Annotated in this window: 16 protein-coding genes; 9 read left to right on the forward strand and 7 right to left on the reverse strand. The window is 35.3% G+C overall.

The genetic code is table 11. The features are described 5' to 3' along the window. The first annotated feature begins 71 nt into the window (after positions 1-71). From AC5YGG_RS20130 to AC5YGG_RS20150, 5 genes are all read left to right on the forward strand, one after another. Positions 72-536 (forward strand): hypothetical protein, encoded by a 465-nt coding sequence (locus tag AC5YGG_RS20130; protein WP_496146222.1) that lies wholly within the window; start codon positions 72-74, stop codon positions 534-536. Between the two features lie 126 nt (positions 537-662). Continuing rightward, positions 663-1160: a metallophosphoesterase family protein gene (locus tag AC5YGG_RS20135; protein WP_496146223.1), complete on the forward strand. Its 498-nt coding sequence runs from the start codon at positions 663-665 to the stop codon at positions 1158-1160. Between the two features lie 77 nt (positions 1161-1237). Continuing rightward, positions 1238-1732 carry a DUF8465 domain-containing protein gene (locus AC5YGG_RS20140; RefSeq protein ID WP_496146224.1) on the forward strand — a complete coding sequence of 165 codons (495 nt, stop codon included), beginning with the start codon at positions 1238-1240 and terminating at the stop codon, positions 1730-1732. A gap of 18 nt (positions 1733-1750) precedes the next feature. Beyond that, positions 1751-2467, forward strand: a complete 717-nt coding sequence (locus tag AC5YGG_RS20145) for a DUF3822 family protein (protein ID WP_496146225.1) — start codon at positions 1751-1753, stop codon at positions 2465-2467. Positions 2468-2541: 74 nt separating this feature from the next. Continuing rightward, positions 2542-3114 (forward strand): RsmD family RNA methyltransferase, encoded by a 573-nt coding sequence (locus AC5YGG_RS20150; protein ID WP_496146226.1) that lies wholly within the window; start codon positions 2542-2544, stop codon positions 3112-3114. Here the strand turns inward: AC5YGG_RS20150 and AC5YGG_RS20155 are convergent. Beyond that, positions 3111-3458 carry a winged helix-turn-helix transcriptional regulator gene (locus tag AC5YGG_RS20155; RefSeq protein WP_496146227.1) on the reverse strand — a complete coding sequence of 116 codons (348 nt, stop codon included), beginning with the start codon at positions 3456-3458 and terminating at the stop codon, positions 3111-3113. The two genes, AC5YGG_RS20150 and AC5YGG_RS20155, sit on opposite strands and share 4 nt — an antisense overlap. Before the next feature lie 84 nt (positions 3459-3542). Between AC5YGG_RS20155 and AC5YGG_RS20160 the strand changes: the two genes are divergently transcribed. Further along, positions 3543-4142 carry a nitroreductase family protein gene (locus AC5YGG_RS20160; RefSeq protein ID WP_496146228.1) on the forward strand — a complete coding sequence of 200 codons (600 nt, stop codon included), beginning with the start codon at positions 3543-3545 and terminating at the stop codon, positions 4140-4142. Between the two features lie 162 nt (positions 4143-4304). Here AC5YGG_RS20160 and murI read toward each other — a convergent pair whose 3' ends face one another. The 5 genes from murI to AC5YGG_RS20185 form a co-directional block, all read right to left on the reverse strand. Next, positions 4305-5135, reverse strand: coding sequence for a glutamate racemase (murI, locus tag AC5YGG_RS20165; RefSeq protein ID WP_496146229.1), 831 nt, complete (start codon positions 5133-5135; stop codon positions 4305-4307). A 121-nt stretch (positions 5136-5256) separates the two neighbouring features. Continuing rightward, positions 5257-6381, reverse strand: a complete 1125-nt coding sequence (gene hemW, locus AC5YGG_RS20170) for a radical SAM family heme chaperone HemW (RefSeq protein ID WP_496146230.1) — start codon at positions 6379-6381, stop codon at positions 5257-5259. Positions 6382-6432: 51 nt separating this feature from the next. Further along, positions 6433-7383, reverse strand: a complete 951-nt coding sequence (locus tag AC5YGG_RS20175; protein ID WP_496146231.1) for a PorP/SprF family type IX secretion system membrane protein — start codon at positions 7381-7383, stop codon at positions 6433-6435. Between the two features lie 51 nt (positions 7384-7434). Further along, positions 7435-8508, reverse strand: coding sequence for an RluA family pseudouridine synthase (locus AC5YGG_RS20180; RefSeq protein ID WP_496146232.1), 1074 nt, complete (start codon positions 8506-8508; stop codon positions 7435-7437). A 72-nt stretch (positions 8509-8580) separates the two neighbouring features. Next, positions 8581-9678, reverse strand: a complete 1098-nt coding sequence (locus AC5YGG_RS20185; protein ID WP_496146233.1) for a PASTA domain-containing protein — start codon at positions 9676-9678, stop codon at positions 8581-8583. 156 nt (positions 9679-9834) lie between these two features. Here AC5YGG_RS20185 and AC5YGG_RS20190 point away from each other — a divergent pair, with 156 nt between their 5' ends. The 3 genes from AC5YGG_RS20190 (at position 9835) to AC5YGG_RS20200 (ending at position 12154) form a co-directional block, all read left to right on the forward strand. Next, positions 9835-10824 carry a D-alanine--D-alanine ligase gene (locus tag AC5YGG_RS20190; RefSeq protein WP_496146234.1) on the forward strand — a complete coding sequence of 330 codons (990 nt, stop codon included), beginning with the start codon at positions 9835-9837 and terminating at the stop codon, positions 10822-10824. A 63-nt stretch (positions 10825-10887) separates the two neighbouring features. Next, entirely contained in the window at positions 10888-11352 is a 465-nt protein-coding gene (gene coaD / locus AC5YGG_RS20195) for a pantetheine-phosphate adenylyltransferase (RefSeq protein WP_047098871.1), read from the forward strand. Between the two features lie 169 nt (positions 11353-11521). After that, positions 11522-12154, forward strand: a complete 633-nt coding sequence (locus AC5YGG_RS20200) for a trimeric intracellular cation channel family protein (RefSeq protein ID WP_496146235.1) — start codon at positions 11522-11524, stop codon at positions 12152-12154. A 66-nt stretch (positions 12155-12220) separates the two neighbouring features. On the opposite strand, the gene AC5YGG_RS20205 is transcribed toward AC5YGG_RS20200, so the two are convergent. After that, entirely contained in the window at positions 12221-12790 is a 570-nt protein-coding gene (locus AC5YGG_RS20205) for a tetratricopeptide repeat protein (RefSeq protein WP_496146236.1), read from the reverse strand. Positions 12791-12828 lie beyond the last annotated feature (38 nt).

A 12828-nucleotide genomic window follows, 5' to 3' on the forward strand; every position in this document is an offset into this window, starting at 1 on the left:
AAATATTGATGATCTTTAATTTTGTCAATAGTAAAAGTTTACCTACATTTCCTGACTATCAGTTTTATGTTATGAAAAAGCCCATCTGCGCACTTCTATTTTCTATTTTTTCAATCGGTTTCGTTAAAAGCCAGGACAGAACTTCTAATCCTCTTCTGCTGCAAAACTGGAAACTTAATAAACTAGACACTTATATTTATACCTATGAAGTACAGGATTCGTTTGATACGAAAACACCGGGTATAAAATTTAATAAAAACGGTAAAGTCACAGGCAATCTAAGTAAATCTACTAATGGATATGACTTCAAAACTGATTTACCCAATAAAGCATCAAAACCTGAACGTTATCTTGGCAGCTGGAAAAAAGTTTCAGATTCTACAATTGCTATTGCTTTCTCTTCGAATACCAGTATGACCGGGACTTTTATTATTTCAAAGCTGAACAGTCATGAACTGAAATTAAAAAAAGTTTTCAGTGCGGATATTGAAAAGAAACTCGATTCTATACGCAGAACCAAAGATATTTCTTACTAACTTTTAAAACTCTTCTTCAACTTCTCTGATTGACAAAAAATATTTTTTGTTAAAGCTTCGCTATATTTGCAATCTGAAAGTGATAATAAAGATTATTACAAATCAAACCAATATTACTGAACGCTCATGACAAAAATTCTTCTCCTTTCCGATTCACACTCTTATATTGATGACCGAATTCTGGAATATGCTTCTCAGGCAGATGAAGTCTGGCATTGTGGGGACTTTGGAAGCATGGAAGTGATTGAACAACTGGAAAAAATAAAACCTTTAAAGGGTGTTTACGGAAATATTGATAATTCAAAAATACAGTCTGAGTTTCTGGAAGTCAATCGTTTTTTTTGTGAGAAACTGGAAGTTCTGATGATCCATATTGGTGGATATCCGGGAAAATATACTCCGCTTACCAAAAAAGAAATAGCTGAAAAAGCTCCGAAACTATTTATTTCCGGTCATTCCCATATTTTAAAGGCAATGTACGATGAAAAAAACAGTCTTTTGCATTTGAATCCGGGAGCATGTGGAAAACAAGGCTGGCATAAAGTGAGAACAATGATGCGATTTGTAGTAGACGGTGAGGAAATAAAGGATCTGGAAGTTATAGAATTGGGACCGAGAGTATAAAAGGTTTGAGGGTGAAAGTGCTTTAGAATATAAACAAGACGATATCATTGATCAATAAAAGCATTCGTTAGAAAAATATGAAAATTGGGGATACAGTTTCTGTAGTAGATGAAGATTTAAGCGGGGTGGTAACTTCCGTGAAAGGAAATATTGTAGTTTTTAAAGATGAATACGGATTTACCTATCAATACCCGAAAGAAAAACTGGTTCCGAAAAATATTGATTTCTACGAAAATATCAGAGTAGTAAGAAAAGCTGAGCCTAAAAAAATTATTTCTAAAAAACATCAGAAAAATCATTTGGTTTTAGACCTTCATTTTCATAATTTGGTAAAGAATCCTAATGATTATGACAGCTTTGAAAGATTGTTTATTCAAAAGGAAAAACTGATTGAAGTGATTGAGTTCTGCAGGAAGAATAATCTTAAAAGACTGGAGATCGTTCACGGAATTGGTGATGGTACCTTGCAGAGAATGGTTCGGGATGTGTTGGAAAGCCAGGTTAATATTGATTTTTATAATAAGGAAATACTTCACCATCAATCGGGTGCGGTAATGGTAGAATTTCACTAAATTTGCAGGAACAGAAATATGAACGTACTTAATTTACTTTTTACTAAAGACGGATTGATCTATCAGATTGTTAAAAACAAAAGCATTCTGGAAGAGAAATCCTATTTTGTGACTGAAGAAACACCAGCCAATCTTATTGAGGAACAGCTGGATGAAGTTCTTATCAAGCAACGATTTGATGAAATACAGGTGATCTCAGCACTGAATCACTTTACCCTGATGCCGGAAGGTTTTTCCGAGCATGATGCAGGGTTTGATCTTATTTCCTTCAATGCTCCTGCCGATAAAGAAAAAGAAGAGCTGATGCTTTCTATCAACAAGAAATTCAACATTCAGTTTTATTATACTTTTCCGAAAAATTATTATAAAAAGATAAAAGAGCTTGCTATACCGGTGCATTTTAACTTCTCGGGAGAAAAGTTTCTAAGTTCTATCAATAATAAAAACAATAAGGAAATTCACATTAATCTCTATCACAATCAATGTGAGTTTTTTGCCATAGACAACAAGAAGATCATTCTTTACAACAACCTTGATGTAAATTCTGAAGTTGATTTCCTTTATTTTGTGATGTTTACCCTAAGCAAAATAGGTTTTGGAATCAATGATACGAGTTTCTACGCTTATGGAGAAACTACAGAAAATGAAACATTCATTTCCGAACTTCAGAAGTTTGTAAGAAATCTAAAAATTGTTTTCGACAATATTCCTAATAAGAATTTTATACTTAATTAGATTTTGGTGCAGAGATAGAAATTATTTCAATAATCTAGTACTTATAATCTAGTCCCTTAAACCCTAACAAAAATATGTTCAGAATAATATCCGGCAAGTGGAAAGCCAAGAAAATTGCCGCACCCAAAAACTTTGACGTAAGACCTACCACAGATTTTGCTAAAGAAGCCCTATTCAGTATTTTGGAAAACACATACGATATGCAATCCATTTCAGTATTGGATCTTTTTGCAGGAATCGGTTCTATTACGCTGGAATTTGCTTCCAGAGGATGCCAGAATATAACATCTGTAGAAATGAATCCAAAACATACTGCTTTCATCAATTCTACAGCATCCGAATTGGATATGGCTCTTCAGATCAATGTACAAAGAGGCGATGTATTTGACTGGCTTAAAAAGTTCAGAAACAAAAAATCCTTTGAGATTGTTTTTTCTGATGCTCCTTTTGAAATGGAAGAAAAGAAATATTACGAGCTCATTTCCTTAGTGTTAAACAATAAATATTTAAAGGAAAACGGAGTTCTTATTGTAGAACATCAAAGTCGTATGAAACTTGAGCATCCGAATTTAGTAGACACCAGAAAATACGGAAACGTGAGTTTCAGTTTTTTTGAACCCAATAAAGAAGATAATCAGGAACTTTAGTTCTTGATTATTTTTTTTGAGCTCGCAGGGGCTGCAATTCCCCATTGGGTAATAGCTTCCAGTACCGGGAGCAACGTTTTACCAAAATCCGTTAAAGTATATTCTACCATCAAAGGAGGTTTTTCCGTGTATACCTTTCTGTCTATAATATTATCCTCTTCCAGTTGTTTAAGCTGAAGACTCAATGTTCTTTCCGTAATCGTCGGAATATCTTTCCTTAATTCATTATATCTTTTGGCTCCATTGATAAGATGGTGCAAAATAACTGCCTTCCACTTTCCTCCTATAAACCTCATCGTTACACTCGTGCAACATGGGTAAGATTTGTTGTCTATGATATACATTTTTATACTATCCTTTTTTACCGTTATTGCAAAGTTAATAAACTTAAATTAATTTTGTAACTATAAAAATGATAGTATAAAATTATGGACTTTTTAAACAAAATGAAAACAAGGTATACAGTAAAAAAGTATAACCCACAGGGAAACATCAGTGAAGAACAAATAGCTCAATTGAAAGAGATTCTAAACCTCAGCCCTTCTTCTATCAACAGCCAGCCATGGAATTTTATTTTTGTGAACCGTGGTGAACTTAAAGATCAGCTTGCAGAAGTTTCTTTCATCAATAAAGAGAAAGTATTAGACTGCAGTCACCTCATTATTTTCCAGGTGCTTACAAACCCTGAAGATTTTGAAAGACAAATTGAAGAAAATTTACCTGAAGGGGCTGTTAATTATTACAGAAACAGAGTAAAACCTAAAGGTAATGAGTTTGTAAAATCATGGTTAGGACATCAGGTGTATCTATCATTAGGTGTTCTTCTTTCTGCCTGTGCAGATATGGGCATTGATTCTACTCCAATGGAAGGAATAGAGCCGGAACAGTATGATGAAATTCTGAAAAACGATAAGTATGAAACGCTTTTTGCTGTCGCTATCGGAGAGAAATTAGATTCAGATGCCAATCAGCCGAAATTCAATCCAAAATCAAGATTGAAAGCGGATAAAGTGATCCTGGAAGCGTAGTTTTAAATACAAATAACCAGAACTAAAAGTGTAAAACCGCAAAATATAAGAGAAAAACAATTAAATCTTAACCTTAAAAATGAAACGTTTAATATCATTTGCGTCTTAGCGTTTTGCACCATAAAAGAAAAAAGTCTGCTTCGATGTGAGGCAGACTTTTATTTATAATACTTTTAGTTCTAAGTCAATGGTTTTACCGAAGAATTTCTTAGAGATCTTCTCAAAGTTTTTGGTAAGATCCGAAAGGTAGAAATGGTAATTCGGTTTTGGATTATTTTCGTTCAGCAGATTATATTTATCCAGAATAATCTTCAGATGATTGGCAACAATATTAGGAGAATCTATAACACGAACTCTGTTTCCGTAATACTGTTTAATCTCATCTATTAACAATGGGTAATGGGTACAGCCCAAAATTAACGTCTCAATGTTCTTAAGCTTACTATTACTCAGATAATTATAAATAATTGCATGAGTAATCGGATGATTCTTAAAGCCTTCTTCAATAGCCGGAACCAATAAAGGAGTTGCCAGCTCATCTACTTTAATCCATTTATTATGCTTTCGGATGCTTTTTTTATAAAGCCCTGAATTCACTGTAGCTTTGGTTGCGATTACTCCTACATTATTATGAATCTCATAGGAAACCTTTTCAGCCACAGGATTGATCACGTCAATTACCGGAACCCTTCCCGCAACGGATTGCATTACTTCATTTAAAGCATTGGCTGTAGCCGTATTACAGGCAATTACAATTGCTTTACAGTTCTGCTCCAGCAGGAAATTCGTGATTTTTGTAGAATATTCTATAATCGCTTCTTTCGATTTTTCACCATACGGAAGGTGCTTTGTATCTCCAAAATAGATAAGATCTTCGTTAGGAAGAAGTCTTTTAATCTCTTTGGCAACAGTAAGTCCTCCTACTCCACTATCAAAAATTCCGATAGGCTGGCTGGATGAAAGATGCGAATAATCTTGTTTTTTAGTTTTCAAATGAACTGAAATTTTATACAAAATTAATGAATTTACGTTGGATTTACATTGTATTATATTTTATTTAATACAACATTCTTGAGCTACTACAACGCACTTACACTAAGTTATAATATGAGAATTAAACAATAAATAAATCCGAAGCAATACCATCTGCCATAAACCAATGCTTTTCCGGAATTTTCAGATGCTTATCCTCAATAATTAAAATGCCTTCTTCTATTTTCTGTCTGATTTCAGTTTGAAAATGCTCAAGAAACTGATCATTGAACTTCTTTTTCAGACTTTTCAGATCTACTCCCCAGGTTGTGCGCAAACCAATCATGATCATTTCATTAAATTGGTCTTCAGGAGAGAGAATCTCCTCTTCTTTTGCAAGGAGTTTTTCATTGAGCTTTTTAATATACTGCTGATTATTGGCTATATTCCAGCTTCGTACATCAAAACCGTTATAGGAATGTGCAGATGGACCTATTCCCAGATACTCCTGATATTTCCAATAAGCAGAATTATGTCTGGAATAAAACCCAGGTTTGGCAAAATTTGAAACCTCATAATGCTCAAAACCGTTATCCTTTAAAAAGTCTGATAAATAGTAGAATTCCCTGTTTTGTTCTTCTTCTCTCGGACTTTTCACTTTTCCTTTTGAAATCCAGTTTTCTAAAGCTGTTTTAGGTTCTACCGTTAATGCATAAGATGAAATGTGAGGAACTTCAAGAGCAATGGTTTTATGTAAATTTTCTTTCCAGATTTCAAGATTGGAAGTCGGTGAACCGTAGATAAGGTCAATGCTTAGGTTTTCAAATCCATAATCCTGAGCACGTTTTATAGAACCTTCTGCTTCTGAAGCAGTATGAGCACGATTCATCAGTTTTAAATCTTCTTCAAAAAAACTTTGAGTCCCTATTGACAAACGATTGACAGGAGTTCCGGCAAGTTTTTTTAAAAAATTCTTATCCAGATCATCCGGATTGGCTTCCAATGTAACCTCAATATCTTTCTCAAAACTGAAATGACGCAAAACTTCATCAATTAAAGAATGGATCTCATCCACTGAAAGAATAGATGGTGTTCCGCCACCAAAGTATAAAGATTTCAGGTTTTTATTCTGTAACTCACCTTTCCTGAGTTCTATCTCTGCCTTCATTGCGCGAAGCATTTCGTCCTTAAAATTAAGTGACGTAGAAAAGTGAAAGTTACAATAGCTGCATTTCTGCTTACAGAATGGAATGTGAATATATATCATAAAAAAAGCCCTGAAAAAATTCAGAGCTCAAATTTATTTAAATTAAATTGATTAATATCTATATCCTCTAACATTAATAAAGTTATCGAAGTTATAACCAAGACCAATCATGAAACTGTTTCCTCCGTATTTCTGAATATCAGACAATCCAAGGTTATAAGTAGCTCCAATCATGAATTTGTTGAATCTTACTTTTACAATCGGAGCAATTTCCAACTGCTGGCTGTCGAATCTGTTTTGAGCCGCTCTGTAGCTTACCCCAAAAGAGAATGCGTTGATATCATTAGAGAATGTAGCCATTAGGTTATAATCCATTACTCTTGTTGAGTTAGTATTCAGGTTGATCATCGCAGCCGGAGTCAACATGATGTTATCGGCAATATGCCAGTTGTATCCTAAGTTTAAGAAGAACTTGATTGGAGACGGCTCATATCCGTTTACAATAGGTTTATCATTACCTAAAGCAATATCATTTACTGAAACTCCCCCGAAAAGGTTTTTGTAAGTAGCTGCTAAACCGAAGTTTGCGTAAGCCATGAAAATATTACTTTCTTTTCCTACTAATAGAGGGTCATTCTGTTCTTCAGTGTTGATTTTTGAGTAATCAAAATTTCTGTTGTAAAAACTTACACTGGTACCAAAAGAGAACTGGTCTTTTCTGTCTCCCTCACTACTCAATGGAATAAAGTAAGAAGCACCAGCTGTAACACCACCGGAAGACTCTGCTCCGTTACTGTCTCTAAATACGGTAAGACCGGCACCTACTCTATCGAATATGTTAGCATTGATTCCCACTGATTGTACGTTCGGGGATTCGCTGAATTTGGAAAATTGTTTTTGATAAATGGCATTGAGCTGTACGTAGTCTGTTTTACCGTACTGAGCTGGGTTGAACAGGAAATCACCATCCAAAAGATACTGTTGATAATATGGTAGTGATTCTTGTGCTTTGTATGCATTTGACAAAAGAGCTAAACATACGATAGCATATAGTTTTCTCATAACAAATCTTGATTTCAATTCAACAAATATAAAAAAATTCTCAATATATTTTTAGTTTTCCAAATAATTTCTCCATTTTTTTACAGCATCCGCCATATCTTTGGGCATTGGGCTTTCAAAATATAATTCCTTTTTTGTTGTTGGGTGTATAAATCCGAGGGTGTGTGCATGCAAAGCGTGTCTTGGCAAAATTTCAAAGACATTTTTAATAAATTGTTTGTATTTTGGAAGATTCACTCCTCTTAAAGGCGTATGTCCTTCATACCTTTCATCATTGAACAAGGTATGCCCGATATGTTTGAAGTGCGCTCTGATCTGGTGGGTTCTACCGGTTTCAAGCTTACATTCTACCCATGTCATATATTTGAATCTCTCCAGTACTTTATAATGCGTAACGGCGTGCTTTCCCTGGCTTCCGTCTTCATAAACGGACATCTGCATTCTGTTTTTAGGATGCCTTCCTATATGCCCCCTTATTGTTCCTTCTTCATCCTTAGGATTTCCCCATACAAAAGCCCAGTACAGCCTTTTTGTAGTTCTGTTGAAGAACTGTTTTGCAAGGAAGCTTAATGCATATTCATTTTTAGCAATCACCAGAAGACCAGAAGTATCTTTATCAATCCTGTGCACAAGCCCTACCCTGTCAAGATCCGACTTTTGTCCGTTCTTTTCAAAATGATATGCCAAAGCGTTTACCAAGGTGCCGTCCCAGTTTCCATGTCCCGGATGCACTACCATTCCCGGTTCTTTATCTACTACCACAAGATCATCATCTTCATACACGATATTTACAGGAATATCCTGCGGAATAATCACATTTTCCCTTGGCGGATGAGTAAGCAGCACTGAAACCTGATCGCCCGGTTTTACACGGTAGTTCTGCTTTACTGCTACTCCATTAACAATAACGTTTCCAGCTCTGCAGGTCTGTGAAATTTTATTTCTTGAAGAATTCTGTCTGTATATTAAAAGGAACTTGTCTATTCTTAACGGTTCCTGTTTAGGATCAACAGTGATATTAAGATGCTCATACAATCCTTTATTTTCCTCATCAATATCGATATTTTCAATACTGTTGGAATCTAATAATTCTTCATCTAAAAAATCTTCGTTATCTTCTGACATTGTATTTATTTTTTTACACAAAAGGCTTCAACATTTGCAGTTGAAGCCAGTATTTATAATATTAATATGTTCTTATTCTACGACTACTTTCTTAGCCTTTGGTTTTTGAGCAGGCTGTTGCGTAGTAGTTGTTGAAGCTGCAGGTTTAGCTGCACTTCCTGTATTGGCAGGAGTACTTGTGGAAGTTTTAGGCTTCTCTGTTCCTGAGTTTGCGGGCTTAGGAGCTGTTGACTGAGGTTTTGGAGTCTCAGTTTTCGGTACTTCCGGTTTTGGAGTTTCTCTCCTTGGTGCCGGTGCAGGAATAACAGGGGCATCATATACAGGTTCATTATGAACTTCTTCGTATCGTACAGGTGGTAAAGAAGTATCTACCTTCATACGATAAATAGAATTCAGCTGTTCTACTTTTGCTCTCAGTTCCGCCGGAGTTCTCTTACTCGCCCAAAGGTCAATCTGCATTCCCTGGTCACGTACATCTCCCGGTGCAGGATCCTGATAGTAAATAATATCAGACTCGTCCTTACCTCCATCTTCGTGTTCTACCAGCCCTACTTCAAACATACTCTTTGTAATAACCGCTCTCGCTTCTTTTACAGAAAGTCCTACAACATTAGGAATTGAGATATTTCTCATGGGTCCTGATCCTACCACTACATCAATAACGGAGAATCTAGGTAAACGGGCTCCCGGATTTACAGCATTTCCTTTATATAAAATTCTTAAAAGGGCATCTTTCTGAATACTAGGCTCATAAATGGTATCTCCAATCTTAAGACCTACCTGATCCAATCTCTGGAATGCCAGCCCTGAATACTTATTAATTACATCCGGAACAGCAATCTGAGCCCATGTTCTTGGGTTCACTTTAAGACGTACCGTTCTTCCATCCTTTACACGGGAACCCGGCGCAGGATAGATTTGTAAAACCTGAAATGGTCTGTATTTCGGATCATAATTAGCACTGTCTACTTCATATTCCAAACCTGTATCATCTAAAATTTTAACAGCATCATGTACAGATTTATTAACTACATTGGGCACAGGGATCTCCTGTCCGTGATTAGTATGGTATTCCAACCAACGAAACGTAAGCCATACCAGACCTACGAAAACACCGATTGCCACTACTAAATTCAGTAAAACTTTCCAATTGAAAAGTGATTTAAGCATACTTAAAAATACTTTAATTACAACGGCAAATATAGCTAATAATTTTAGAATGCGCTTTTTATTTAACACAATTCATTTTTGATTTGAAAAATTCCCGATTTCCCGTATTGCAATACATAAAATGTTTAAATTTGCCTTAATTGATACTATATGGTTATGAACAAAAAAAGTGTTGCTGTAGTAATGGGCGGATATTCTGATGAATATGTTGTATCCTTAAAAAGCGGACAATTGATCTATGATTCCTTAGACAGAAATCTGTTTGACGTATATAAAGTAGTAGTCCTTAAAGACGAATGGTATTTTTTAGGTGAAAATGATAAGAAATACGAGATCAATAGAGGAGATTTTTCTGTTACCTTAGATAATGGAGAGGTCTTAAAATTTGATGTCTGCTTCAATATCATCCATGGAACTCCGGGTGAAAACGGAATTCTTCAGGCTTATTGGGATGCCATCGGTCAAAAGTATACAGGATGTGATTTCTATCAAAGTGCACTTACCTTCAACAAAAAAGATACGCTTGCCGTATTATCAAAATATGGAATTCCTTCCGCAAAAAGTATTTACTTAAGAAAAGGCGAAAATATTGATGTGGATACCATTGTAGAAGAATTAGGACTTCCTTTATTTGTAAAACCTAATCAATCAGGATCTTCACTGGGAATTTCTAAAGTAAAAGAAAAATCTGAACTGATTACTGCTACAGAAGTAGCCTTCAAAGAAGACACCGAAATCCTGATCGAAAGCTTCTTAAACGGAATGGAAGTTTCTGTGGGAGTTATCGATTTTAAAGGAGAAACAATTGTTTTGGGAATTACGGAAATTGTTCCAACCAATGAATTTTTCGATTATGAAGCAAAATACGAAGGTGCTTCCGAAGAAATCACTCCTGCAAGAATAGATGAGGAAACAACAAAAAGAGTGGAAGAAATAGCTAAAAGAGCTTACAATTCTCTTGGAATGAGTGGGTTTTCAAGAAGTGAATATATTCTGATGGATGGCATTCCTTATATGCTTGAAATGAATACCAATCCGGGATTCTCACCTGCAAGTATTCTTCCTCAACAGGCAAAACATTATGGTATTTCCATCATGGATCTTTGTGGAAATGAAGTTGAAAAAGCATTAAATAAAAGAAAATAGATAGTAGAAGCTTGAAAATTAAGATAAAAAATAATTGATAGCGTAAATTATAACTCATACAACATGAAAATTGCTGTTTTCCCTGGATCATTTGATCCAATCACTTTAGGACATTACGATATTATAGAAAGAGCGGCACCGCTTTTTGATAAATTAATCATTGCTATCGGGCAGAATTCCCAAAAGAAATATATGTTTCCTCTTGAAAAAAGAATGGAATTCATCCAAAATTCCGTAGCAGAATTCCCCAATGTGGAAGTAGATTCTTTCGAAGGGCTTACCGTAGACTATTGTTTTGAAAAGAATGCTCAATATATCATCAGAGGTCTTAGAAACCCTGCCGATTTTGAATTCGAAAAAGCAATCGCTCATACCAACAGAACCCTTGCCCACAAAAAACTGGAAACTGTATTTCTATTAACTTCATCCGGAAAATCCTTTATCAGCAGCAGTATCGTAAGGGAAATCATTACCCATGGCGGAGAATATGAACTGATGGTTCCGGACTCTGTAAGGGTTGAAAGATAGATATAATGAGCAATGAGTAATTTTTAATTCGATAAGTCCAGAAAAAATTCTACATTTAAAATCAGAATATAAAAAGCTTGTAAAGGTTATGACCACATATAAAATGTTTAAAATGTAAGTGGCATAATTTTTATTACTGATTGCTCATTACTCATTACCTATATAATATATGCACGAACAGTTCAATTTTGCCATAGAAGTACTGGGAACCATTGCGTTTTCCATGTCAGGAAGTTTTGCAGCCATGCAGAAACGGCTTGATCCTTTTGGCGTTCTTATTATAGCCTTTGTAACTTCTGTGGGAGGAGGAACTGTAAGAGACCTTTTATTAGATATTCCCGTGTTTTGGATGCATGATCTTCTGATGTGCGCTCTGATTATTGTTACCAGTGTTTTTTCCATGGTATTCAAATCTCTTGAAAAGAATTTTAAGGTTACCTTATTTATCTTCGACAGCTTTGGGCTCGGATTGTTTACCATTATCGGGATTCAAAAAGGATTAAATGTTGGCATTCATCCATTGATTTGTATTGGGCTTGGAACCATCACAGGTTGTTTCGGAGGGATTATCCGGGATATCTTGCTGAACAGAATTCCGTTGATCTTCAGAAAGGAAATTTATGCCACAGCATGTATTGTAGGAGGTGCAGCATTTTTATTGATGACGAAATACGCTCCTCTTTCCTATACTTTTGTGCAGATCTTTACCATTTTACTGATTGTTGCCATCAGAACACTTGCCGTAAAATATCATTGGCAGATGCCTAAGTTTTATGGCTATGATCAGACTTCGGAAATGTAAAACTCAATTCTCAACATAAAAAAAGCACCTGAATCAGGTGCTTTTTGTTTTATCTGTAGCTTCTTACTAGAAGAATTTCCCTCTGTTTCTCATATTAGGATTATGCATGTGTTTCTGCATCGTTGGCATTTTCAGCTGATCTTTCATCATTTTGATCTGATCAGTCATCATTCCTGCTGTGTCTAATCTTTTTGCCTCCTCCAGCAATCTTTGCCCGTCCTGCTTTCTTCCTTTCGAAATAGCTGCCGCCGCAAGATTTAACGTTGCCATTGCTCTGTCATGCTTCATATTCAATCCGTATTCCAAAGCTTTTTTCATTAGAGGTTCTACCTTTGCCGGGTGATCCTGAGCTTGGGTTAATCCTAATAAGTAGTGAAAATATCCGTATTGAGTTTTTTGAAGTTGTGTTTTATAATCGGTAATTTTTGTTAACCATTCTGCAGCTTTTTCCATATTTTGTTTTCTCAATTGCCAGAACGCCAAAAGAATATACTCATTTTTAAAATAAAGTAAGATTGGAAATGCGGCAAGAAGAAAAACAACAATCCCCCATCCAAGATTTCTTGTGAAAATCATCATGTAAAGTCCCAGAAGGATAAGAAGTGCTGCTACTGCAATTTTAATGTTCTTATTCATTATTAAATTTTAGAAGTGCAAAGATAATAAATTTAAAG

It is taken from the genome of Chryseobacterium sp. CS2K3 (genome assembly GCF_059515185.1).

What these genes read in the sequence shown, in the direction of transcription:
- AC5YGG_RS20130 (WP_496146222.1), top strand. Translation starts at nt 72, where the DNA reads ATGAAAAAGCCCATCTGCGCACTTCTATTTTCTATTTTTTCAATCGGT.
- AC5YGG_RS20135 (WP_496146223.1), top strand. Translation starts at nt 663, where the DNA reads ATGACAAAAATTCTTCTCCTTTCCGATTCACACTCTTATATTGATGAC.
- AC5YGG_RS20140 (WP_496146224.1), top strand. Translation starts at nt 1,238, where the DNA reads ATGAAAATTGGGGATACAGTTTCTGTAGTAGATGAAGATTTAAGCGGG.
- AC5YGG_RS20145 (WP_496146225.1), top strand. Translation starts at nt 1,751, where the DNA reads ATGAACGTACTTAATTTACTTTTTACTAAAGACGGATTGATCTATCAG.
- AC5YGG_RS20150 (WP_496146226.1), top strand. Translation starts at nt 2,542, where the DNA reads ATGTTCAGAATAATATCCGGCAAGTGGAAAGCCAAGAAAATTGCCGCA.
- AC5YGG_RS20155 (WP_496146227.1), bottom strand. Translation starts at nt 3,458, where the DNA reads ATGTATATCATAGACAACAAATCTTACCCATGTTGCACGAGTGTAACG.
- AC5YGG_RS20160 (WP_496146228.1), top strand. Translation starts at nt 3,543, where the DNA reads ATGGACTTTTTAAACAAAATGAAAACAAGGTATACAGTAAAAAAGTAT.
- hemW (WP_496146230.1), bottom strand. Translation starts at nt 6,381, where the DNA reads ATGATATATATTCACATTCCATTCTGTAAGCAGAAATGCAGCTATTGT.
- AC5YGG_RS20175 (WP_496146231.1), bottom strand. Translation starts at nt 7,383, where the DNA reads ATGAGAAAACTATATGCTATCGTATGTTTAGCTCTTTTGTCAAATGCA.
- AC5YGG_RS20180 (WP_496146232.1), bottom strand. Translation starts at nt 8,508, where the DNA reads ATGTCAGAAGATAACGAAGATTTTTTAGATGAAGAATTATTAGATTCC.
- AC5YGG_RS20185 (WP_496146233.1), bottom strand. Translation starts at nt 9,678, where the DNA reads ATGCTTAAATCACTTTTCAATTGGAAAGTTTTACTGAATTTAGTAGTG.
- AC5YGG_RS20190 (WP_496146234.1), top strand. Translation starts at nt 9,835, where the DNA reads ATGAACAAAAAAAGTGTTGCTGTAGTAATGGGCGGATATTCTGATGAA.
- coaD (WP_047098871.1), top strand. Translation starts at nt 10,888, where the DNA reads ATGAAAATTGCTGTTTTCCCTGGATCATTTGATCCAATCACTTTAGGA.
- AC5YGG_RS20200 (WP_496146235.1), top strand. Translation starts at nt 11,522, where the DNA reads ATGCACGAACAGTTCAATTTTGCCATAGAAGTACTGGGAACCATTGCG.
- AC5YGG_RS20205 (WP_496146236.1), bottom strand. Translation starts at nt 12,790, where the DNA reads ATGAATAAGAACATTAAAATTGCAGTAGCAGCACTTCTTATCCTTCTG.